Annotated in this window: 24 protein-coding genes, 1 pseudogene and 1 other annotated feature; of the genes and pseudogenes, 24 read left to right on the top strand and 1 reads right to left on the bottom strand. The window is 41.3% G+C overall.

What is annotated here, in order from left to right:
* From D8803_RS07515 to D8803_RS07505, 3 genes are all read left to right on the top strand, one after another.
* Positions 1 to 606 carry a GrpB family protein gene (locus D8803_RS07515; RefSeq protein WP_131200739.1) on the top strand — a complete coding sequence of 202 codons (606 nt, stop codon included), beginning with the start codon at positions 1 to 3 and terminating at the stop codon, positions 604 to 606.
* Complete coding sequence (locus D8803_RS07510; protein WP_001232084.1) at positions 603 to 818, top strand: YozE family protein; 216 nt, start codon at positions 603 to 605, stop codon at positions 816 to 818. The genes D8803_RS07515 and D8803_RS07510 overlap by 4 nt, the downstream gene beginning before the upstream one ends.
* A gap of 80 nt (positions 819 to 898) precedes the next feature.
* Positions 899 to 1,885: a PhoH family protein gene (locus D8803_RS07505; RefSeq protein ID WP_084947732.1), complete on the top strand. Its 987-nt coding sequence runs from the start codon at positions 899 to 901 to the stop codon at positions 1,883 to 1,885.
* 62 nt (positions 1,886 to 1,947) lie between these two features.
* Here the strand turns inward: D8803_RS07505 and ald are convergent, their stop codons facing one another.
* Positions 1,948 to 3,060, bottom strand: a complete 1,113-nt coding sequence (gene ald, locus D8803_RS07500) for an alanine dehydrogenase (RefSeq protein ID WP_125847230.1) — start codon at positions 3,058 to 3,060, stop codon at positions 1,948 to 1,950.
* 176 nt (positions 3,061 to 3,236) lie between these two features.
* On the opposite strand from ald, the gene D8803_RS07490 reads away from it, so the two are divergent.
* The 21 genes and pseudogenes from D8803_RS07490 to D8803_RS07390 all read left to right on the top strand — a co-directional run bounded on the left by D8803_RS07490 (position 3,237) and on the right by D8803_RS07390 (position 23,261).
* Complete coding sequence (locus D8803_RS07490) at positions 3,237 to 3,806, top strand: GNAT family N-acetyltransferase (RefSeq protein WP_061416628.1); 570 nt, start codon at positions 3,237 to 3,239, stop codon at positions 3,804 to 3,806.
* Positions 3,807 to 3,871: 65 nt separating this feature from the next.
* Positions 3,872 to 4,522, top strand: a complete 651-nt coding sequence (locus D8803_RS07485) for a helix-hairpin-helix domain-containing protein (RefSeq protein ID WP_131200738.1) — start codon at positions 3,872 to 3,874, stop codon at positions 4,520 to 4,522.
* The gene (locus D8803_RS07480; protein ID WP_131200737.1) at positions 4,506 to 6,746 is read left to right on the top strand and encodes a DNA internalization-related competence protein ComEC/Rec2; all 2,241 of its coding nucleotides are present in this window, start codon (positions 4,506 to 4,508) and stop codon (positions 6,744 to 6,746) included. The genes D8803_RS07485 and D8803_RS07480 overlap by 17 nt, the downstream gene beginning before the upstream one ends.
* A 325-nt stretch (positions 6,747 to 7,071) precedes the next feature.
* Positions 7,072 to 7,666, top strand: a pseudogene (locus tag D8803_RS07475) (ATP-binding cassette domain-containing protein).
* The gene (locus tag D8803_RS07470; RefSeq protein WP_131200736.1) at positions 7,663 to 8,847 is read left to right on the top strand and encodes a hypothetical protein; all 1,185 of its coding nucleotides are present in this window, start codon (positions 7,663 to 7,665) and stop codon (positions 8,845 to 8,847) included. Before D8803_RS07475 ends, D8803_RS07470 begins: the two are co-directional and overlap by 4 nt.
* Positions 8,848 to 9,006: 159 nt before the next feature.
* Positions 9,007 to 9,138 (top strand) — a sequence feature (ribosomal protein L20 leader region).
* A 15-nt stretch (positions 9,139 to 9,153) separates the two neighbouring features.
* Complete coding sequence (gene infC / locus D8803_RS07465; protein WP_000848184.1) at positions 9,154 to 9,684, top strand: translation initiation factor IF-3; 531 nt, start codon at positions 9,154 to 9,156, stop codon at positions 9,682 to 9,684.
* A gap of 32 nt (positions 9,685 to 9,716) precedes the next feature.
* Positions 9,717 to 9,917 carry a 50S ribosomal protein L35 gene (gene rpmI / locus D8803_RS07460; protein WP_001125942.1) on the top strand — a complete coding sequence of 67 codons (201 nt, stop codon included), beginning with the start codon at positions 9,717 to 9,719 and terminating at the stop codon, positions 9,915 to 9,917.
* A 51-nt stretch (positions 9,918 to 9,968) separates the two neighbouring features.
* Complete coding sequence (gene rplT, locus D8803_RS07455; RefSeq protein WP_131200735.1) at positions 9,969 to 10,328, top strand: 50S ribosomal protein L20; 360 nt, start codon at positions 9,969 to 9,971, stop codon at positions 10,326 to 10,328.
* Between the two features lie 58 nt (positions 10,329 to 10,386).
* Positions 10,387 to 10,767 carry a VOC family protein gene (locus tag D8803_RS07450; protein ID WP_000157143.1) on the top strand — a complete coding sequence of 127 codons (381 nt, stop codon included), beginning with the start codon at positions 10,387 to 10,389 and terminating at the stop codon, positions 10,765 to 10,767.
* Between the two features lie 246 nt (positions 10,768 to 11,013).
* Positions 11,014 to 11,814, top strand: coding sequence for a dihydroorotate dehydrogenase electron transfer subunit (locus tag D8803_RS07445; protein WP_131200734.1), 801 nt, complete (start codon positions 11,014 to 11,016; stop codon positions 11,812 to 11,814).
* Positions 11,815 to 11,824: 10 nt separating this feature from the next.
* Entirely contained in the window at positions 11,825 to 12,763 is a 939-nt protein-coding gene (locus D8803_RS07440) for a dihydroorotate dehydrogenase (protein WP_131200733.1), read from the top strand.
* A 131-nt stretch (positions 12,764 to 12,894) separates the two neighbouring features.
* On the top strand, positions 12,895 to 14,919 hold the full coding sequence (locus D8803_RS07435) for a glucosaminidase domain-containing protein (protein WP_131200732.1): 2,025 nt from the start codon (positions 12,895 to 12,897) through the stop codon (positions 14,917 to 14,919).
* A gap of 84 nt (positions 14,920 to 15,003) precedes the next feature.
* On the top strand, positions 15,004 to 15,240 hold the full coding sequence (locus D8803_RS07430; protein WP_131200731.1) for a DUF2829 domain-containing protein: 237 nt from the start codon (positions 15,004 to 15,006) through the stop codon (positions 15,238 to 15,240).
* Positions 15,233 to 15,931, top strand: coding sequence for a 3-oxoacyl-ACP reductase (locus tag D8803_RS07425; RefSeq protein WP_131200730.1), 699 nt, complete (start codon positions 15,233 to 15,235; stop codon positions 15,929 to 15,931). The genes D8803_RS07430 and D8803_RS07425 overlap by 8 nt, the downstream gene beginning before the upstream one ends.
* 10 nt (positions 15,932 to 15,941) lie before the next feature.
* Positions 15,942 to 16,421: an NUDIX hydrolase gene (locus D8803_RS07420; RefSeq protein ID WP_131200729.1), complete on the top strand. Its 480-nt coding sequence runs from the start codon at positions 15,942 to 15,944 to the stop codon at positions 16,419 to 16,421.
* Between the two features lie 7 nt (positions 16,422 to 16,428).
* On the top strand, positions 16,429 to 17,157 hold the full coding sequence (locus D8803_RS07415; RefSeq protein WP_131200728.1) for a GNAT family N-acetyltransferase: 729 nt from the start codon (positions 16,429 to 16,431) through the stop codon (positions 17,155 to 17,157).
* A 41-nt stretch (positions 17,158 to 17,198) separates the two neighbouring features.
* Positions 17,199 to 18,047, top strand: coding sequence for a putative PEP-binding protein (locus tag D8803_RS07410; protein WP_131200727.1), 849 nt, complete (start codon positions 17,199 to 17,201; stop codon positions 18,045 to 18,047).
* On the top strand, positions 18,044 to 18,484 hold the full coding sequence (locus D8803_RS07405; RefSeq protein WP_131200726.1) for an ASCH domain-containing protein: 441 nt from the start codon (positions 18,044 to 18,046) through the stop codon (positions 18,482 to 18,484). The genes D8803_RS07410 and D8803_RS07405 overlap by 4 nt, the downstream gene beginning before the upstream one ends.
* Before the next feature lie 122 nt (positions 18,485 to 18,606).
* Complete coding sequence (locus D8803_RS07400; protein WP_131200725.1) at positions 18,607 to 21,153, top strand: M1 family metallopeptidase; 2,547 nt, start codon at positions 18,607 to 18,609, stop codon at positions 21,151 to 21,153.
* Between the two features lie 106 nt (positions 21,154 to 21,259).
* Positions 21,260 to 21,934, top strand: a complete 675-nt coding sequence (ciaR, locus tag D8803_RS07395; protein ID WP_000590630.1) for a two-component system response regulator CiaR — start codon at positions 21,260 to 21,262, stop codon at positions 21,932 to 21,934.
* Positions 21,924 to 23,261 (top strand): sensor histidine kinase, encoded by a 1,338-nt coding sequence (locus tag D8803_RS07390; RefSeq protein WP_131200724.1) that lies wholly within the window; start codon positions 21,924 to 21,926, stop codon positions 23,259 to 23,261. The genes ciaR and D8803_RS07390 overlap by 11 nt, the downstream gene beginning before the upstream one ends.
* Positions 23,262 to 23,273 lie beyond the last annotated feature (12 nt).

Below are 23,273 nucleotides of genomic sequence, written 5' to 3'. Positions count from 1 at the left end.
ATGAAAAAGAAACTTGAAGAAATGAGTTTAGAGGAACTCTGGCAACTTTTTCCTATTTTTCTAGTAGAGCACAAGTCAGAGTGGAAAGACTGGTATGAATCGGAAAAAGAAAATCTGAAAAAAATATTAGGTGCAAATGTTATTAAAAGAATAGAACATATCGGTAGCACTGCTATCCCTAATATTTGGGCTAAGAACATCGTTGATATTCTGCTAGAAGTAGGTAGAATAGAGGATTTAGTAAGAGATAGGGATTTATTGGTGAAGAATGGTTGGCTAGTGATGTCGGAGAGTCCTAACAGGATTTCGCTAAATAAAGGCTATACAGAGCAGGGATTTGCTGAGAAAGTTTTTCATCTACATTTGCGACTGATGGGAGATCATGACGAGATTTATTTTAGAGATTATCTCTGCCAGCATCCAGATATCGCCCAAGCGTATCAGGAATTAAAACTAAATTTATGGAAAAAATTTGAACACAATCGTGATGCCTATACAGGTGCGAAAACAGATTTTATAAACCACTACGTATCAGAGGCTAAGTCCAGTAATTTTCAAGAATCAGAAAAGTGTCATCAAAAAACTCTTGATAGGAGAAAGAATTGAGAAAATCATTTTACACTTGGCTCATGACTGAGCGCAATCCTAAAAGTAATAGCCCCAAAGCCATCTTGGCAGACCTCGCTTTTGAGGAGTCAGCCTTCCCAAAACACACGGATGATTTTGATGAGGTGAGTCGCTTTTTGGAGGAGCATGCCAGCTTCTCTTTTAACCTAGGAGACTTTGACGCCATCTGGCAAGAATACTTAGAACACTAGAGACAATGAGATGAGGCTAGTATTTTATTGTTCTCTTTGCTATAATAAAAAGAAATAAACGGATTAGAGAGGTTCTTTATTTGAAGGAACATTCAATAGACATTCAACTGAGTCATCCAGATGACCTGTTTCATCTTTTTGGTTCCAATGAGCGCCATCTTCGTTTGATGGAAGAAGAGCTCGATGTTGTGATTCATGCCCGTACGGAGATTGTCCAGGTTTTGGGAGAAGAGACTGCCTGTGAGGAAGCCCGTCAGGTTATTCAGGCTTTGATGGTCTTGGTGAATCGAGGAATGACGGTTGGCACGCCAGATGTGGTAACTGCGATTAGTATGGTCAAAAACGATGAAATCGACAAGTTTGTCGCCCTTTACGAAGAAGAAATCATCAAGGACAATACAGGGAAGCCTATCCGTGTCAAAACATTGGGTCAAAAACTTTATGTGGACAGTGTCAAACAGCATGATGTAACTTTTGGTATTGGACCTGCAGGGACAGGGAAGACATTCCTTGCAGTGACTTTGGCTGTGACAGCCCTTAAACGTGGGCAGGTCAAGCGAATTATCCTAACTCGTCCAGCAGTGGAAGCAGGAGAGAGTCTTGGATTTCTTCCGGGTGATCTCAAGGAGAAGGTGGACCCTTACCTTCGACCTGTTTATGATGCCTTGTATCAGATTCTCGGCAAAGACCAAACGACCCGTCTCATGGAGCGTGAAATTATCGAAATCGCTCCCCTTGCCTACATGCGTGGTCGGACCTTGGATGATGCCTTTGTCATTCTGGATGAGGCGCAAAATACGACCATCATGCAGATGAAGATGTTCTTGACTCGTTTAGGTTTTAATTCTAAGATGATTGTCAATGGAGATATCAGTCAGATTGACCTACCGCGAAATGTCAAGTCTGGTTTGATTGATGCTCAAGAAAAGCTCAAGAACATTCACCAGATCGACTTTGTTCATTTTTCAGCTAAGGATGTGGTTCGCCATCCAGTTGTCGCTCAGATTATCCGAGCCTATGAACCAGCTCCAGTTAAAAATGAAGAGAAGAACGAAGAAACAGAATAGCAAAAAAGAGCAGTTTCATCTGAACTGCTCTTTATCGTATCTGTGTTAACTAGTTAATGTCTTTAGACAAGTTCATCAATCGAAGTGTAATCCTTATCTAGCCCTTGGGCAACTGGAAGACTAGTCAAGTAACCTTGGTAAGTTGTCACTCCTTCACGTAAGCCTTGATCTTCAGTGATTGCTTTTTGGAATCCCTTGTCAGCTAAAGCTTCGATATAAGGAAGGGTGACATTAGTTAGGGCGATGGTTGAAGTACGAGCTACCGCGCCAGGGATGTTGGCAACAGCATAGTGGAGCACCCCATGTTTTTCATAGACGGGCTCATCGTGCGTGGTCACACGGTCAGCTGTCTCGATAACGCCACCTTGGTCAACGGCAACGTCAACGATGACAGAGCCTGGACGCATTTGTTTGACCATCTCATCTGTCACCAGTTTTGGTGCCTTGGCACCAGGGATGAGAACTGCACCAATCACCACATCAGCATCTTTCACGCTTGCTTCGATATTGAATGAATTGGACATAAGAGTTTGGATTTGGTTTCCGAAGACTTCTTCTAGAACTGAGAGACGCTTCGCACTGATATCTAAAATAGTCACTTGAGCACCGAGTCCCAAGGCGATGCGGGCAGCATGTGTACCAACGACACCGCCACCGATGATGGTTACTTTTCCTTTTGGAACACCCGGTACACCACCAAGTAGGACACCAGAGCCGCCAGCTTGTTTGGTAAGGAAGTGAGCACCGATTTGAACTGCCATACGACCGGCAACCTCACTCATTGGAACGAGGAGTGGTAGGTGACCTAGGGAGTCACGGACAGTCTCATAGGCAATTCCTGTTGTTTTTGCTGCTAGCATGGCATCTGCTAACTCTGGAGCAGCAGCCATGTGCAAGTAAGTGAAGAGGAGAAGATCATCTCGCAAATAGCCATATTCAGAAGCTAGTGGTTCTTTTACTTTCACGACTAACTCAGCTGCCCAAGCTTCAGCAGCAGTAGCGACAATCTCAGCACCTTGCTTTTGATAGTCCGCATCAGTAAATCCTGAACCGAGACCAGCATTTGTTTCGATGAGGACATGATGCCCACGGGTGATCAAACTGTGGACGCCAGCAGGAGTGAGGGCAACGCGGTTTTCATTGTTCTTAATTTCTTTTGGAATTCCGATTAACATAGAGATAACCTACCTTTCAATTGACGGTATTGTTTTAGTTGTCACATTCCAGTTCATAAATGAAAAATGTGATGGTTTTATTGTATATGAAACCGCTTCAAAAATCAAGAAAAACTTGTCATCCAAATTTATTTATGCTAGACTAGTGAGAATCAAGCTCTAATGGAGGAAAAAGTATGGAATCAATATTTGTGAAATTTGCTCAGTATCCATCAATAGAAACGGAGCGTTTATTGCTCCGACCTGTAACCTTGGACGATGCAGAAGCTATGTTTGAGTACGCCTCAGACAGAGAAAATACACGCTACACTTTTCCAACAAATCAAAGCTTAGAAGAAACCAAGAACAACATCGCTCAGTTCTACTTGGCTAATCCCTTGGGACGGTGGGGAATCGAACTAAAAAGCAATGGCAAGTTTATCGGAACCATTGACTTGCACAAGATCGATACTGTTCTTAAGAAGGCAGCCATTGGCTACATTATCAATAAAAAATATTGGAATCAAGGATTGACGACAGAAGCCAATCGTGCTGTGATTGAACTGGCTTTTGAGAAGATTGGAATGAACAAGTTGACTGCCCTTCATGACAAAGACAATCCCGCATCAGGAAAGGTCATGGAGAAATCAGGTATGCGTTTTTCCCACGAAGAACCCTATGCCAGAATGGATAATAAAGAACCAGGTCGAATTATCACAAGGGTTCATTATGTCTTGACTAAGGAAGACTATTTTGCAAATAAATAAGCAGTTGAAAAGATTTTTCGACTGTTTTTTCTTTCTCTTGCGAATAACTTAAGAGAGGAGAAAATATGGAAGCAATTATCGAGAAAATCAAAGAGTATAAAATCATTGTCATCTGTGCTGGTCTAGGTTTGGCCTTGAGCGGATTTTTCCTACTAAAGCCAACTTCACAAACATCTGTGAAAGAAACAAACTTGCAAGCTGAAGTTTCGGCCGTTTCAAAGGATTCATCGTCTGAAAAAGAAGTGAAAAAGGAGGAAAAGGAAGAATCTCCTGAACAAGATCTAATAACAGTAGATGTCAAAGGTGCTGTTAAATCGCCAGGAATTTATGATTTACCAGTAGGGAGTCGTGTTCACGATGCCGTTCAGAAGGCGGGTGGATTGACAGAAGAAGCAGACAGCAAGTCGCTTAATCTAGCACAGAAAATCAGTGACGAGGCTCTTGTCTATGTTCCAACTAAGGGAGAAGAAGCAGTTAGTCAGCAGGCTGGCTCTGGAACGACTCCTTCGACAAGTAAAGAAAAGAAGGTTAACCTCAATAAGGCCAGTCTGGAAGAACTCAAGCAGGTCAAAGGATTGGGAGGAAAAAGGGCTCAGGACATTATCGACCATCGTGAGGCAAATGGCAAATTCAAGTCGGTAGATGAATTAAAGAAAGTCTCTGGTATTGGCGCTAAGACCATAGAAAAGCTAAAAGATTATGTCACAGTGGATTAAGAATTTCCCTATCCCCCTAATCTATCTGAGTTTTCTGTTACTCTGGCTTTACTATGCCATTTTTGGAGTGTCCCATCTCGCACTGCTAGGTTTTGTTTTTTTGCTTGTCTGTCTCTTTTTCCAATTTTCTTGGAAATCGAGTGGAAAAGTTCTAGCGATTTGTGGAGTTTTTGGTTTTTGGTTTCTGTTTCAAAACTGGCAACAGACACAAGCTAGTCAGAACCTATTGGATTCTGTTGAGAGGGTACGGATTTTGCCTGACACTATTAAGGTCAATGGAGATAGTCTGTCCTTTCGGGGTAAGGCTGACGGCCGTACCTTCCAAGTTTACTATAAACTCCAGTCTGAGGAGGAGAAAGAGCTCTTTCAGGCCTTGACAGACCTTTATGAGATTGAACTAGAAGGAAAAGTCTCTGAGCCTGAAGGGCAGAGAAATTTTGGTGGATTTGACTACCAAGCCTATCTGAAAACTCAAGGGATTTACCAGACACTGACTATCAAGAGCATCCAGTCACTTAAACAGGTTAGCAGTTGGGAAATAGGTGAAAATTTATCAAGTTTACGTCGAAAGGCTATTGTTTGGATCAAGACGCACTTTCCAGATCCTATGCGTAATTATATGACGGGCCTTCTGTTAGGACATCTGGATACGGACTTTGAGGAGATGAATGAGCTCTATTCCAGTCTTGGAATTATCCATCTCTTTGCCTTGTCGGGTATGCAGGTGGGCTTCTTTATGGATGTCTTTAAGAAATTTCTCTTACGATTGGGCTTGACCCAAGAAAAGTTGAAGTGGCTGACCTATCCCTTTTCCCTTATCTATGCAGGTCTGACAGGATTTTCAGCTTCGGTCATTCGCAGTCTCTTACAAAAGTTACTGGCCCAACATGGCGTTAAGGATTTGGATAACTTCGCCTTGACGGTGCTTGTCCTCTTTATCATCATGCCTAACTTTTTCCTAACTGCAGGAGGAGTCTTGTCCTGCGCCTACGCTTTTATCCTGACCATGACTAGCAAAGAAGGGGAGGGGCTCAAGGCTGTTGCCAGAGAAAGTCTGGTCATTTCCTTGGGAATATTGCCCATTCTATCCTTCTATTTTGCAGAATTTCAACCTTGGTCTATCCTTTTGACCTTTGTCTTTTCCTTTCTGTTTGATGTGGTCTTCTTACCGCTTTTGTCCATCTTATACATTCTGTCTTTTGTTTACCCAGTCACTCAGTTTAACTTTGTCTTTGAGTGGTTGGAGGGCGTCATTCGCTTGGTATCGCAGCTGGCAAGCAGACCTCTGGTCTTTGGTCAACCCACCGCGTGGCTGTTGATTCTTCTCTTAGTTTCATTAGCCTTGGTCTATGACATGAGAAAACACATCAAAAGACTAGCAGGATTCAGTCTCTTTATTGTGGGGCTCTTTTTCCTTATCAAGCATCCACTGGAAAATGAAATTACCATGCTGGATGTTGGGCAAGGTGAAAGTATTTTCCTACGGGATGTAACTGGTAAAACCATTCTCATAGATGTGGGAGGCAAGGCAGAATCTGATAAGAAAATCGAAAAATGGCAAGAAAAGGCGACGATCAGCAATGCCCAGAGAACCTTGATTCCCTATCTTAAAAGTCGCGGAGTAGCTAAGATTGACCAGCTGATTTTGACCAGTACAGACAAGGAACATGTTGGTGATTTGCTAGAGGTGACCAAGGCTTTCCGTGTCGGGGAAATTTTAGTATCAAAAGGAAGTCTGACACAGAAGAAATTTGTAGCAGAACTAGAAGCAAGCCAAACCAAGGTGCGCAGTGTGACAGCAGGGGAGAACTTGCCGATTTTTGGAAGTCAGTTAGAAGTCCTATCTCCAAGGCAGATTGGAGATGGGGATCGTGATGGTTCCCTGGTTCTTTATGGAAAACTCTTGGATAAGCACTTTCTCTTCACAGGAAATTTGAAAGAGAAGGGAGAGAAGGATCTTCTAAAGCAATATTCTGACTTAGAGGTGGATGTCTTGAAAGCAGGCCAACATGGTTCTAAAACCTCATCAAATCCAGCTTTTCTAGAAAAACTCAAACCAGAAATTACACTCATCTCAGTTGGAAAGAACAATCGTGTGAAGCTCCCCCATCAGGAAACCTTGACACGACTGGAATTCATCAAGAGTAAGATTTACCGAACTGACCAGCAAGGGGCTATCCGCTTTACAGGGTGGAATAGTTGGCGAATTGAAACGGTTCGTTAGGAAGAAAAGATGTTATATATTAGTAAAATAAACTAAAAATCTGTTGCATAATAATGAGAAAAGCGATATAATGAAAGTGTTTTCAATAGTAATGATATAAAGGCAATGAAAAATCAGAAAAAGTTATCGGTATGATTGGAATACCGCTTGGAAGTTTAGTATGAATTACCACGGACGTAAATATGTAAACATTCCAAGATGGTTTGCTTATTACTCTATAATGACTAAAAAGTTGGTCTGATTTGCATTCTGTTCGCTATGAGGTCATTAACTACTAGACAGGAAACTATCAATCGTTAAAGAGTGAGAAAAAGGAGGGCTGGATATGTTAACTCTTACTCATGTTACCTTAAAAACGCGACAAGTCATCTTGCAAGATGCGGATTTCACCTTTAAAAAAGGTAGGATTTATGGCCTTCTTGCTATCAATGGCTCTGGAAAGACGACCCTGTTCCGAGCTATGAGCAAGCTGCTTCCCCTTAGTAGTGGACATATCGCAGCCCCTCCTTCTTTGTTTTATTATGAGAGCGTTGAATGGCTGGATGGAAACTTAAGTGGGATGGACTACCTTCGTCTCATAAAAAAAAATCTGGAAGTCAGACCTGAACTTAAGGGATGAAATAGCCTACTGGGAAATGTCTGACTATATCAGCCTTCCCATCCGCAAGTATTCCTTAGGGATGAAGCAACGCTTGGTGATTGCCATGTATTTCCTCAGTCAGGCGAAATGCTGGCTCATGGATGAGATAACAAATGGCTTAGATGAGTATTATCGACAGAAGTTTTTTGATAGGCTGGCACAAATCGATAGAAAAGAACAGCTGGTTCTTTTGAGTTCCCACTACAAAGAGGAGTTAATGGAGATTTGCGATAGCATCGTAACCATTCATCAGGGGAAGATAGAAGAGGTTCCGTTATGAAAGATATTAGCCTATTTTTATTAAAGAAAGTTTTCAAAAGTCGTTTAAACTGGATTATCTTAGCTTTATTTGTATCTGTACTCGGTGTCACCTTTTATTTCAATAGTCGGACTGCAAACTCAGTCAGTTTGGAGAATCGATTGGAAACTCGTATTGCAGCCAACGAGAGGGCTATCAATGAAAATGAAGAGAAGCTCTCTCAAATGTCTGACACCAGCTCGGAGGAATACCAATTTGCTAAAGAAAATTTAGACATACAAAAAAATCTTTTGACGCAAAAGAAAGAAATTCTGACTTTATTAAAAGAAGGGCGCTGGAAAGAAGCCTACTATTTGCAGTGGCAAGCTGAAGAAAAGAGTTATGAAATTGTATCGAAGGAACCGACTTCTAGCTCTGACTTAAAAATGGCGGTTGACCGCGAACGAAAGACTTACCAAGCCCTGTATCCCTTGAACATAAAAGCCCACAATTTAGATTATCCGACCCACGGGATTGATCAGATTGTCTGGATTTTAGAGGCTATCATCCCAAGCTTGTTTGTGATTGCTATTATTTTTATGCTAACACAACTGTTTGCAGAAAGATATCAAAATAATCTTGACACAGCTCAGTTATATCCTTTTTCAAAAGTGACATTTGCCATGTCCTCTCTTGGAGTTGGGGTGAGCTATGTAACCGTGCTGTTTATCGGAATTTGTGGCTTTTCTTTTCTAGTGGGAAGTCTGATAAGTGGTTTTGGACGGTTAGATTATCCATACCCGATTTATAGCTTAACGAATCAAGAGGTAACTATTGGAAAAATACAAGATGTGTTATTTCCTAGCTTGCTCTTAACTTTCTTAGCCTTTATCGTCATTGTGGAAGTCGTCTACTTGATTGCTTACTTTTTCAAGCAAAAAATGCCCGTCCTCTTTCTTTCCCTCATTGGGATTGTTGGCTTATTGTTTGGTATCCAAACGATCCAGCCTCTTCAGAGTGTTGCACATCTGATTCCCTTTACTTACTTGCGTTCAGTAGAGATTCTATCTGGAAGATTACCTAAGCAGATTAATAATGTAGATCTAAATTGGAGCATGGGTATTGTCTTACTTCCTTGTCTGATTATCCTTTTGCTATTGGGGATTCTATTTATCGAAAGATGGGGAAGTTCACGCAAAAAGGAAGTTTTTAATAGGTCTTAGCATTCTTATAGGGAAGCTAAGAAAGGAAAAACTAACATAGAGAGGGAACCAACTCGGTTCTCTCTTTTTGATGCGGACATCAAGAAGAAAACAGAAAGTTTTTGAAAAAATGACTTTTTATCTTGACAAGGGATAGAAAACTTGGTATCATATAAAAGTTGAGAAAAGCAGAAGTGAGAGCTTCTCGCCTTGTGACATCAAGTTGCCTGGCCCTACGGATGAAAAGTTTCTAAGAAACGCTATCATAACGTGCGGGCTTGTATCATTACGAGCCCGCTCTTGTTTTTCTCTAATAATAAAAAAGAGGTGAAAACCATAGCAAAGCAAGACTTATTCATCAATGATGAAATTCGTGTACGTGAAGTTCGCTTGATCGGTCTTGAGGGAGAACAGCTAGGCATCAAGCCACTCAGCGAAGCGCAAGCATTGGCTGATAGTGCAAATGTTGATTTAGTATTGATTCAACCCCAAGCAAAACCGCCTGTTGCTAAAATTATGGACTACGGTAAGTTCAAATTTGAGTATCAGAAAAAGCAAAAAGAACAACGTAAAAAACAAAGTGTTGTTACTGTGAAAGAAGTTCGTCTGAGTCCAACTATCGACAAGGGTGACTTTGACACAAAACTTCGCAATGCACGTAAATTCCTTGAAAAAGGAAATAAAGTTAAGGTATCTATCCGCTTTAAGGGTCGTATGATTACCCATAAAGAGATTGGTGCAAAAGTTTTAGCCGAGTTTGCTGAAGCAACACAAGATATTGCGATCATCGAACAACGAGCTAAGATGGATGGACGCCAAATGTTCATGCAATTGGCGCCAGCAACTGACAAAAAATAATTGTCAGAAAGTTAAATAAAGGAGAAAAAATCATGCCAAAACAAAAAACACACCGCGCATCAGCTAAACGTTTCAAACGTACAGGTTCTGGTGGACTTAAACGTTTTCGTGCTTACACTTCTCACCGTTTCCACGGAAAAACTAAGAAACAACGTCGTCATCTTCGTAAAGCATCTATGGTGCATTCAGGAGATTTCAAACGTATCAAAGCAATGCTTACTCGCTTGAAATAATAGCCTAACAGTAAGTAAACAATTCTAGGAAATATTTGGAGGAAATAAAACATGGCACGTGTTAAAGGTGGCGTTGTATCACGCAAACGTCGTAAACGTATTCTTAAATTAGCAAAAGGTTACTATGGAGCTAAACACATCTTGTTCCGTACTGCAAAAGAACAAGTAATGAACTCTTACTACTATGCATACCGTGACCGTCGTCAGAAAAAACGTGACTTCCGCAAATTGTGGATCACTCGTATCAATGCGGCAGCTCGTTTTAACGGACTTTCATACTCACAATTGATGCATGGTTTGAAATTGGCTGAAATCGAAGTTAACCGTAAAATGCTTGCTGACTTGGCTGTTAACGATGCAGCAGCTTTCACAGCTCTTGCAGATGCAGCTAAAGCAAAACTTGGTAAATAATTACTTTTAAGACTGGAACAGGATTGTCCCAGTCTTTTTAGAAATAAAGGAGAAAGCCATGGCTTCAAAAATGTTACACACTTGCTTGCGAGTAGAAAACCTTGAAAAATCAATCGCATTTTATCAAGACGCTTTTGGATTTAAAGAATTGCGTCGCAAGGATTTTCCAGATTATGCCTTCACCATTGTCTATCTAGGACTTGAGGGTGATGACTACGAGTTGGAATTGACCTATAACTATGACCACGGTCCTTATGTGGTAGGAGATGGCTTTGCCCATATCGCCCTCAGTACACCTGATCTTGAAGCTCTTCATCAAGAACATAGCGCGAAAGGCTATGAGGTTACAGAGCCAAAGGGCCTACCTGGAACCCCACCAAACTATTACTTTGTCAAGGATCCTGATGGCTACAAGGTCGAAGTCATTCGTGAAAAATAATCCAGTGAGGTCAAGTAGAATGTTCGTTTTCTACTTGACTTTTTTACTTTGAAAGAGTATACTAATACAAATTTAACCTTTAAGGGGAGTCCAGAGAGACTCACAAGGTGTCAGATAAAAGGGATAGGAAACTCTCTGTGGGGACTTTTTAAGTGTGCGCATGAGTTCTAGCCTAACCCAACTGAGGCCTTGCATTAGCAAGGTCTTTTCTTTATCTGGTCCCCTTAAATTTAAGGAGGAAAAGTCATGAATCCCACATGTAAGAAGCGTTTGGGTGCCATTCGTTTGGAAACCATGAAGGTGGTCGCACAAGAGGAAATTGCGCCAGCAATCTTTGAATTAGTCCTAGAAGGGGAGATGGTTGAAGCCATGCGACCAGGTCAATTCCTTCATCTGCGCGTGCCTGATGATGCCCATCTCTTGCGCCGTCCTATTTCAATTTCGTCTATTGACAAGGCAAACAAGCAGTGTCATCTTATTTATCGGATTGAGGGTTCTGGTACAGCTATTTTTTCAACATTAAGTCAGGGAGATACTCTTGATGTGATGGGGCCTCAGGGAAATGGTTTTGACTTGTCTGACTTGGACGACCAGAGCCGAGTTCTTCTCGTTGGTGGTGGGATTGGTGTTCCACCCTTGCTCGAGGTAGCCAAGGAATTGCATGCGCGTGGAGTAAAAGTAGTGACTGTCCTCGGTTTTGCGACTAAGGATGCTGTTATTCTCGAAACCGAATTGTCCCAATATGGTCAGGTCTTTGTAACGACAGATGATGGTTCTTATGGCATTAAGGGAAATGTACCTGTTGTTATCAATGATTTAGACAGTCAATTTGATGCTGTTTACTCATGTGGAGCGCCTGGAATGATGAAGTACATCAATCAAAAATTTTATAATCACCCAAGAGCCTATCTATCTCTAGAATCTCGTATGGCTTGTGGGATGGGGGCTTGCTATGCCTGCGTTCTAAAAGTGCCAGATAGTGAGACAGTCAGTCAACGTGTCTGTGAAGATGGCCCTGTTTTCCGTACAGGAACAGTTGTGTTATAAGGAGAAAGTCATGACTACAAATCGCTTACAAGTTTCTCTACCGGGTTTGGACTTGAAAAATCCCATCATACCAGCATCAGGCTGTTTTGGTTTTGGTCAGGAGTATACCAAGTACTATGATTTAGACCTTTTAGGCTCTATCATGATCAAGGCGACGACACTTGAACCCCGTTTTGGCAATCCAACTCCAAGGGTAGCTGAGACACCTGCTGGTATGCTCAATGCAATCGGCTTGCAAAATCCGGGTTTAGAAGCTGTTTTAGCAGAAAAGTTACCTTGGCTGGAAAGACAGTATCCTACGCTTCCTATCATCGCAAATGTTGCAGGCTTTTCAAAACAAGAGTACGCTGCCGTTTCTCGAGGAATTTCCAAGGCTGCAAATGTAAAGGCTATCGAGCTCAATATCTCTTGTCCTAATGTGGATCACGGCAATCATGGACTTTTGATTGGGCAAGACCCTGATCTAGCTTATGAAGTGGTAAAGGCAGCTGTGGAAGCCTCTGATGTGCCAGTCTATGTCAAGTTAACTCCTAGTGTGACGGATGTTGTCACCATCGCCAAAGCCGCAGAAGATGCAGGAGCAAGTGGCTTAACCATGATCAATACCCTTGTCGGTATGCGATTTGACCTCAAAACTAGAAAACCAATCCTAGCCAATGGAACGGGTGGGATGTCTGGTCCTGCAGTTTTTCCAGTCGCCCTCAAACTCATCCGCCAAGTCGCTCAAACAACAGACCTTCCCATTATTGGAATGGGGGGAGTGGATTCGGCTGAAGCTGCTTTAGAAATGTATCTGGCTGGTGCCTCTGCCATCGGAGTTGGGACAGCTAACTTTACCAATCCTTATGCCTGTCCTGATATCATCGAAAATCTGCCAAAAGTCATGGACAAATATGGCATTAGCAGCTTGGAAGATTTCCGTCGAGAAGTTAAAGCCAGTCTGAGATAAACTAGGTCTTCCTTATTGTCAACAAGACATAGAATCTTCATCAATTTGTAATATTTCCGTTAGTCAACTATGTTACAATAGGTTTTATAAAATAGTAATAGTGTAGATCGTTTTCTACTGAGGAGAATAAAATGAAGAAGATACTACTTGCAAGTACTGTCGTTCTTTCTATGGCAGGATTTGCAAAGACATCTGTATATGCTGAAGAATCTCAGGTTACGAAAAAAACTCAGACTACAGATGTAGTCGAGAAAAAAGAGGAAGCTACTCCGAAAAAGGAAGTTCCTCAAGTGGAGCCCAAGAAAGAGCCGGTTGTAAAAGAGGAAAATTCTTCTAAAGATGACTCATCCAAAAAGGAAAAAAAAGAGGAAGTTATCAAGGAAGGTTGGCAGAAAGAACAAGGAAACTGGCGTTTTTATGAAAATAACCAGCCTGTCGTAAACTGGAAAAAAATTAGTGGCACTTGGTATTACTTTGACAAAAATGGTATTATGCTCAGTAATACTATAATTGATGATTACCTTGTCAAAGGTAACGGTGCCATGGCAGAAAACGATTGGGTGAAAATATCTGACAAGTGGTACTTTGCCACAGCTTCAGGCAAGATTTCTCGCAATAAGTGGGAAAAGATTGAAGGCAGCTGGTACTATTTTGATAAAAATGGAATCATGCTTAGTCGCACCATCTATAATGACTATCTCTTCCAAGGTAGTGGTGCCATGGCAGAAAACGATTGGGTGAAAATATCTGACAAGTGGTACTATGCCACAGCTTCGGGCAAGATTTCTCGCAATAAATGGGAAAAGATTGAAGGTGTCTGGTATTACTTTGATAAAGATGGTGTCATGCTTAGTCGCACCATCTATAATGACTATCTCTTCCAAGGCAGTGGTGCCATGGCAGAAAATGATTGGGTGAAAATATCTGACAAGTGGTACTATGCAACAGCTTCAGGAAAGATTTCCCGCAATAAATGGGAAAAAATCAAAGGAACATGGTACTATTTTAATAGCGATGGTGTGATGGCAAGTAGCCAGTGGAAAAGTGACTACTATCTGAAAGATAGTGGCGCTATGGCGGAAAAAGAGTGGATTTTTGATAAATCCTACAATAGCTGGTTCTACTTGAAGTCAGGTGGGGCCTACGCTTCCCGTGAATGGATTGGTTCATACTACCTTAAATCTGGTGGCTATATGGCCAAAAATGAATGGATTTTTGACAAAGATTACGATGCTTGGTACTATCTAAAAGATGATGGTCGATATGTAACAGGTACTTTTACGATCAAAGGTAAAGAGTATTCCTTCCAGAATAATGGGAAGTGGATCTCAGAGGCAAAATATTACAAAGTAAAACCGATTACTGCTTATGTTTATAGTGCTTCTGGTGAAAGATTGAGTTATGTATCACAGGGAACCATAGTTTCACTTGGGGATGCCCAATCTAAAAAAGATAGTCAAATACCAGTCAATATTTCTGGTTTATCCGGCTTCATGAATAAAAGTGATTTAGTAGCTATTGATAAAGATAGTGAATTTGTCCCTCATTATACAAGTGATGGCAAGTATTTTTACCATGAGTTGTCACCTTATGTAAGTCTCCGTGTTGCGCCACATAGCTCAGCTATGACTATTGGTAAGAAATATTATTCAACTGATGGAATTCATTTTGATGGCTTTACCATTGAAAACCCCTTCCTCTTTAGAAATTTGACTAAACCAAGTAATTACAGCGCAGCTGAATTGGATAAAGTTTATTCTTTGATGAATATTCGGGATAGTCGTCTCGCTGGTAAGGGTGCTATTTTTAAGGAAGCTGAGAAACGCTATGGTGTAAATGCTCTTTACTTGATGGCGCATAGTGCACTCGAGAGTGCTTGGGGACGGAGCCAGATTGCCAAGGATAAGAATAACTTCTTTGGAATTGCGGCTTATGATTCGAGCCCATATGCCTCGGCCAAGAAATTTGATGATGTGGACAAGGGGATTCTCGGTGCGGCTAAGTGGATTCGTGAAAATTACATTGACTATGGCAGAGACCACCTTGGAAACAAAGCGACAGGAATGAATGTTCGCTATGCTTCTGATCCATACTGGGGCGAGAAGATAGCCAGCATCATGATGACCATCAATAGCAAACTTGGTGGGAAAGACTAGGGAAGAACAAAATCGGGAACCATGATAGATTGGTTGTCGATTTTTTGTTATAATAAAAATAAGTAGACAACAAAGGAGATAGTCATGACATTTGAAGAAATCCTGCCTGGATTAAAGGCTAAGAAAAAATATGTACGTACTGGTTGGGGAGGGGCAGAAAACTATGTCCAACTTTTTGACACTATCGAGCAAAATGGTGTAGCTCTTGAGGTGACGCCCTATTTCCTAATCAACGTGTCTGGAGAAGGGGAAGGTTTTTCCATATGGAGCCCGACACCTTGTGATGTTTTGGCAACGGACTGGGTAGAAGTCCATGACTAGACGTGTATTGATTACGGGAGTGAGTTCAGGAATCGGTCTGGCTCAAGCTCGACTCTTTTTAGAGAATGGCTATCAAGTTTATGGTGTGGATCAAGGAGAAAAGCCAGATTTAGATGGTGATTTCCACTTTTTACAGAGAGATTTAACTCTTGATTTAGAGCCAGTTTTTGACTGGTGTCCTCAGGTGGATATTTTGTGTAATACTGCTGGAGTTTTGGATGATTACAAACCGCTTTTGGAACAGACTGCGCAGGAAATTCAAGAGATTTTTGAAATCAACTACGTGACTCCAGTTGAGCTGACTCGACATTATTTGACAAAAATGCTGGAAAATAAAAAAGGAATTATTATCAATATGTGTTCGATTGCCTCAAGCCTAGCTGGCGGAGGTGGTCATGCCTATACCTCGTCTAAGCATGCCTTGGCTGGCTTTACCAAGCAGTTGGCTCTAGACTATGCAGAAGCTGGGATTCAGGTCTTTGGTATCGCTCCAGGAGCTGTTAAGACAGCTATGACCGCTGCGGACTTTGAGCCAGGTGGGTTGGCAGACTGGGTGGCTAGTGAAACGCCAATCAAGCGCTGGATTGAGCCAGAGGAAATAGCAGAACTTAGCCTTTTCTTAGCAAGTGGAAAAGCTAGCGCCATGCAAGGGCAAATTTTAACAATAGATGGTGGCTGGTCTTTGAAGTAGGAGGAGTTGGATGGAAATCAAAAAACACTTTGGAGTTTATGGTGTTTGCTTTGAAAACGGGAAGTTACTCTGCATTGAAAAAACGAGAGGCCCTTATCAACATCGTTATGATCTACCCGGTGGTAGTCAACAACTTGGTGAAGGACTGACGAAAACTCTGATTAGAGAAGTTTTGGAAGAGACAGGATATAAGCTTAAGGGTTATGCTAATCCTAGGATTTATGATGTGCTGGTTCAAGAAGATGGGCAAGACTTTGCAGTACACCATATCATGGCCTTTTATGATATAGTACTCGATTTTGAACACTCTCAAAATTCAATTTCTCAGGAGGTTCTTGATGGAAGTAATGATTCAGCAAATGCACTTTGGGTGAATTTGGAAGAAATTACTACAGAAAATGCATCGCCATTAGTTTTGAAGGTTAAGTCTGAATTATTAGGATTTCCAGAATTAGATATGACAAGCTATAGAAATTGGAAAGTGAAGTAAGGGGATAATGGAACTATTTAAAACATGGAAGAAAAATATGGTTCTCTATGGTCTTAAATCTCAAATCGGAACTGTCTACCGAAACAGTGATAGGACAACAAGCTTTTATGATGTTGGGAATTTTCTATACCTAGCAGGGGAGTTAGATTCTAGATTTTGGGAAGATTTTGTTAGGAAATATGGTTTAGATTATAAGATTATTATTTCAGAAGATACCAATTGGCAAGATTTTCTGCATCGAAAAGTGGGGCTAAATTCTTTTACTCGCTATTCTTTTAAAGATAAGGCAAATTTTCAAGTTGAATTTCTAAATGATCTAGTTACTCATTTAGAGGAAGGTTACAATATTGTGCCCATTGATAATCATATTTATAACTGCTTTTCTGAGGAAGAATGGTCACAAGATTTACAGGGGGATTTTGAGTCCTATCAGGATTTTGTTTTAAAAGGTGGATTTGGCTTTGTGATTCTTAAAAATAATGAACTGATTGCTGGGATTTCCTCAGGGTTAGTTTACCGTGGAGCAGTTGAAGTGGAAGTTGCAACTAGACCAAACGAACAAGGAAATGGATTTGCTAAAAAGCTTGGTGCTGCAATGATTCTAGAGAGTTTAAATAGAGATATGTTTCCACTTTGGGATGCTCATAACGAATCTTCCAAAAAAGTAGCAGAATTCTTAGGATATGAGTTAGTTGAACCTTATGAAGCTTTTGAACTAGAGGAAAGTTTCATATAATGATATCTGATGTTATATCTTTTAAGACGAGGTGAATGGCTATGAAAAATCAGCTAGCTCTTAGTGGCGAGAAAATTGCTGAAAAAGTTTACCCACAACTATTGCATCATATTGGTATGATTCGTGGGGAATACTTGCTAAGAGAGCTCAATCAAAACATCCTGTTACCAAGTTGTCAGCAATATGTAAAAGATTATCTAGACACTATCTGCTCCTTGTACTCAGATGAAGAGGTTTGGTATCGTTTTTCAGAGTTAACAAATACAGAAGCTAATTGTTTAGAGGAGACTAAAGAGCATTTTGATGAAAATCATCCCTTGTTTGGGTATAGAGGGATAAGGCGCTTGCTGGCGTGTCTGAATGAATTTCATGCTGAGGCAAATGTTGTTACAAAAGTTTATCAAACCAATCCTAATCTGTCTGTTATTTTTCCTTTTGTCAATGATGCCGACCAATTAAAACAAGCTATTACAGTATTACGTCAGCATGGTTTTACTGGAAAAATCGGCACAATGATTGAATTGCCGTCAGCTTATTTTGACTTGGACAGGATACTGGAAACGGGTATTTCAAAGATTATGGTTGGAATGAATGATTTGACTTCTTTTGTTTTTGCGACTGTGAGAAATAGTCAATGGCATGATATGGAAAGTCCAATAATGTTAGATATGTTGAGAGATATGCAGGATAAAGCAAGGATGAAAAAGATTGACTTTGCTGTAGCAGGCTATCTGAATGTTTCTTTCATACAAAAAATGAATCAGATGGGTATCAAATGCATTATCCACTACAGTTCTATTCCAGAGATTTTTAATTTAGAGATTGACCATCCAGACCACCTCAAACGTGTAAAAGAAGTAAGTAAAAAATTACAAAGGAGCAAACTATGACACCGCAAGAAATGTGGAATGCGTATAAGCAAATTAACCCATCTATCGGAGATGAGATAGATGCCTGGGCTTTTGGAGTGGATGCCGATTTCTTGGCCGACTTGGTACTAAGAGGCGAGAAGACAGCAACCGCCTCAGCCTACGACCTCTATGCACTAGAGGATGAACCTCTTCCACAAGAAGGAACCTTCGATGTCATTTTAGACAGTCAAAATCAGGCTGTCTGTATTGTCGAAATTACAAAGGTTTCCGTTCAGCCTTTCAAGCAAGTTTCTGCTGACCATGCCTATAAGGAAGGCGAGGGAGACAAATCCCTGGCCTATTGGCGCCAAGTTCATGAGGACTGTTTCGCTGACTGGCTGAGAGAGGCAGGACTGACTTTTACACCTGACAGCAAGGTCGTTTTAGAAGAATTTTGCAAGGTTTACCCACAGTAAACTTTTAAGGGGAAGAAAGTTTTGGAAATCACCGTCCAATCCTTTTTTCTTAAGCAAAACATGATATAATAAGTTTGTTTGAAGAAGAGCAGCAGCTCTTAAACTTAGAATAGGAGAAAACTATGCAAGCAGTTGAACATTTTATTACGCAATTTGTTCCTGAAAATTATGATTTATTTTTAGACTTGAGTCGTGAGACCAAGACCTTTTCTGGGAAGGTGACCATCACTGGTCAAGCCAAGATTAACCGTATTTCCCTTCACCAAAAAGATTTGGAAATCGCTTCTGTAGAAGTTGCGGGTCAAGCTCGTCCATTTACAGTTGATCATGAAAATGAAGCCCTTCATGTCGAATTGGCTGAGGCTGGTCAAGTTGAATTAGTCATCGCTTTTTCAGGAAAAATCACAGACAACATGACAGGTATTTACCCTTCTTACTACACAGTGGATGGTGTCAAGAAGGAAGTCTTGTCTACTCAGTTCGAGAGCCATTTTGCGCGTGAAGCCTTTCCGTGTGTGGATGAGCCAGAAGCCAAAGCAACCTTTGATCTCGCTCTCCGTTTTGACCAGGCAGAAGGTGAGTTAGCCTTGTCAAACATGCCTGAGATTGATGTTGAAAACCGCAAGGAAACAGGTATCTGGAAGTTTGCGACAACACCTCGCATGTCATCTTACTTGTTGGCTTTTGTCGCTGGTGATTTGCAAGGAGTAACGGCTAAAACTAAAAACGGTACCCTCGTAGGTGTCTACTCAACCAAAGCTCACCCACTAGCTAACCTTGATTTCTCACTAGACATCGCCGTTCGCTCAATCGAGTTCTACGAAGATTATTACGGAGTTAAGTATCCAATTCCACAATCTCTCCATATTGCTCTTCCTGACTTCTCAGCTGGTGCTATGGAAAACTGGGGTCTGGTGACCTACCGTGAAGTTTACTTGGTTGTGGATGAGAACTCAACATTTGCCAGCCGTCAACAAGTTGCCCTTGTCATTGCCCACGAGCTTGCCCACCAATGGTTTGGAAACCTCGTGACTATGAAATGGTGGGATGACCTTTGGCTCAATGAAAGTTTTGCTAACATGATGGAATACGTCTGTGTGGATGCCATCGAGCCAACTTGGAATATCTTTGAAGATTTCCAAACAGGTGGAGTACCTCTTGCTCTTGAACGTGATGCGACGGATGGCGTGCAGTCTGTTCATGTCGAAGTCAAACACCCTGATGAAATCAATACCCTCTTTGACGGAGCTATCGTCTATGCTAAAGGAAGTCGCCTCATGCACATGCTTCGTCGTTGGCTAGGTGATGCTGATTTCGCTAAAGGTTTGCATGCCTACTTTGAAAAACACCAATACAGCAACACCATTGGTCGTGACCTTTGGAATGCTCTCGGACAAGCATCAGGGCGAGATGTTGCAGCCTTCATGGATTCTTGGTTGGAACAGCCTGGCTACCCAGTTCTCACTGTCAAAGTTGAAAATGATGTTTTGAAGATTTCACAAAAACAATTCTTCATCGGTGAGCACGAAGACAAGAACCGTCTCTGGGTTGTGCCTCTCAACAGCAACTGGAAAGGCTTGCCAGATACGCTTGAAACTGAAAGTATCGAAATTCCTGGCTACGCAGCTCTTCTTGCTGAAAACGAAGGAGCACTTCGTCTCAACACGGAAAATACAGCCCACTACATTACAGACTATCAAGGAGACTTGTTAGATGCTGTTCTTGCTGAGCTAGAGACACTTGATAATACAAGCAAATTGCAAATCGTGCAAGAACGTCGTCTGCTTGCTGAAGCAGGGCACATTTCTTATGCTGACTTGCTACCTGTGCTTGATAAACTTGCTAAGGAAGAGTCTTACTTGGTTGTTTCAGCTGTTTCTCAAGTGATTTCTGCCCTCGAACGCTTTATTGATGAAGGAACAGAAACTGAGAAAGCATTTAACAATCTGGTTGCTAAATTAGCTCGTCACAATTATGACCGTCTTGGTTTTGAAGCCAAAGACGGGGAATCAGATGAGGACGAATTGGTTCGTCAGTTGGCCGTTTCTATGATGATTCGCTCAAATGATGCAGAAGCTAGTCAAGTCACTAGCCAAATCTTTGCAGCTCACAAGGAGAACCTTGCAGGACTTCCAGCAGCCATCCGTGCACAAGTTCTCATCAATGAGATGAAACACCATGAGACCAAGGACTTGGTGGCAACTTATCTGGACCTCTACACTCATGCGACAGATGCTGTCTTCAAACGCCAGTTGGCAGCTGCTCTAGCATACAGTACAGATGCTGATAATATTCAAACCTTGATTAGTTCATGGAAGGATAAATTTGTGGTAAAACCACAAGACCTTTCTTCATGGTACCTCCAATTCCTCGGACACCAAGCGACTCAAGAAACTGTTTGGGTATGGGCGCGTGAAAACTGGGATTGGATCAAGGCAGCTCTTGGTGGGGATATGAGCTTTGATAGCTTTGTTATCCTACCTGCCCACGTATTTAAGACAGAGCAACGTTTGGCAGAGTACAAGGAATTCTTTGAACCACAACTCTCTGACCTCGCTCTTAGCCGTAATATCGGTATGGGAATCAAGGAAATTGCAGCGCGTGTTGACTTGATTAAGCGTGAAAAAGCAGCAGTAGAAACTGTTGTAGCCCAATATGCTAAAGCTTAATTCGTTTATGTAAACAAAAACTCAACTTTCTATCTGAAAAGAAGAGAGAGTTGAGTTTTTTTTAAGGCAATTTTGGTATAATAATCATAACAAGGAGGAGTTTCTGATGATAAAAATCTTATTAGTAGAAGATGACCTAGGCCTGTCAAACTCAGTATTTGACTTTTTAGATGATTTTGCAGATGTTATGCAGGTCTTTGATGGAGAAGAAGGTCTCTACGAAGCTGAAAGTGGCGTTTATGACTTGATTTTGCTTGACCTGATGTTGCCTGAAAAAAATGGCTTCCAAGTCTTGAAAGAGTTGCGCGAAAAAGGAATTACGACACCAGTCCTTATCATGACTGCTAAGGAAAGTTTGGATGACAAGGGACATGGTTTTGAGTTGGGAGCGGATGACTACCTCACCAAACCTTTCTATCTAGAAGAACTCAAAATGCGGATTCAAGCCCTTCTCAAGCGTTCAGGTAAGTTTAACGAAAACACCTTGACCTATGGAGATATTGTCGTCAACCTTTCAACGAATGAAGTAAAAGTGGAAGACACGCCTGTAGAACTACTCGGCAAAGAGTTTGAGTTATTGGTTTACTTCCTTCAAAATCAAAATGTTATTCTTCCTAAGACACAAATTTTTGACCGTCTATGGGGATTTGATAGCGATACGACGATTTCCGTTGTAGAAGTCTATGTTTCAAAAGTTCGTAAGAAATTGAAGGGGACAGCCTTTGCTGAAAATCTTCAAACCTTGCGTAGTGTCGGGTATATTTTAAAAGATGTTCAATAAACTAAGAAAAACATGGTATGCGGATGATTTCAGCTATTTCATTCGAAACTTTGGAGTGTTCACCCTGATCTTCTCTGCCATGACCTTGATTATCCTCCAGGTCATGCACTCGAGTCTCTACACTTCTGTAGATGAAAAACTCCAAGCCCTTAGTAGTAGTCCCCAAGCGGTTATCCAGTTAGCCCTGAATCGGGCAACTGAGGAAGTCAAAGATATTCAACCAGCAACAGCGGATGCCAGCAAGGCTGAAATCAAACCCAATGTCAGCTCCAATACGGAAGTCTTGCTCTTTGACAAGGATTTTAACCAACTCTTACTGGGAAATCGCTTTTTAGGCTTGGACAAGATCAAGCTGGACAAGAGAGAGTTGAATCATATTCGCCAAATCCAAGTTATCAATAGCTATGGTCAGGAAGAAACCTATCGGATGATTTTGATGGAAACAAACTCTTCCTCCGTATCAAGCAATGTCAAATATGCTGCGGTTTTAATCAATACCAGCCAGCTTGAGCAAATCAGCCAAAACCACGAGCATTTAATTGTTGTAGTCATGGCTAGTTTTTGGCTTCTATCTTTAATTGCCAGTGTTTACTTGGCACGTGTAAGTGTCAAACCTTTGCTGGAAAGTATGCAAAAGCAGAAGTCCTTTGTTGAAAATGCGAGCCACGAACTGAGGACGCCTTTGGCCGTTTTACAAAATCGTTTAGAGACTCTCTTTCGAAAACCAGAAGCTACGATCATGGAGTCCAGCGAAAGTATCGCTTCAAGTCTTGAAGAAGTTCGCAACATGCGTTTTCTCACGACCAATCTTCTCAACCTTGCACGTCGCGATGATGGAATTAAACCAGAAATAGCAGAAGTATCACCACAGTTCTTTAAAACCACCTTTGCTAACTATGAGTTGATTGCTTCTGAAAATGATCGTGTTTTTGACTATGAAAATCGGATTTATCGTCCCTTCATGACTGATCAGTTGCTCCTAAAACAGCTCATGACCATCTTATTTGACAATGCCATCAAGTATACCGAAGAAGATGGGAAAATTGAGTTTGTGGTTTATGCTACAGATCGCCACCTCTATCTTACAGTAACGGATAACGGAATTGGAATCTCAGCTCCTGACAAGAAGAAAATCTTTGACCGATTTTACCGTGTAGACAAGGCGAGAACTCGTCAGAAAGGCGGTTTCGGTCTGGGACTATCTTTGGCTAAGCAGATCGTAGATGCCTTACGAGGAACGATTAGCGTAAAAGATAACAAACCTAGAGGAACAATTTTTGAAGTTAAGATTGCTATTCAATCTCCTTCAAAACGTAAGAATAAATAAAAAAAAAAGACA

Origin of the sequence: Streptococcus oralis (assembly GCF_003943385.1) — a bacterium.
Classification (GTDB): Bacteria; Bacillota; Bacilli; order Lactobacillales; family Streptococcaceae; genus Streptococcus; species Streptococcus oralis_CA.
The sequence above is the reverse complement of the archived record's forward strand: the minus strand, read 5'-3'. Positions and strand labels throughout refer to the sequence as shown.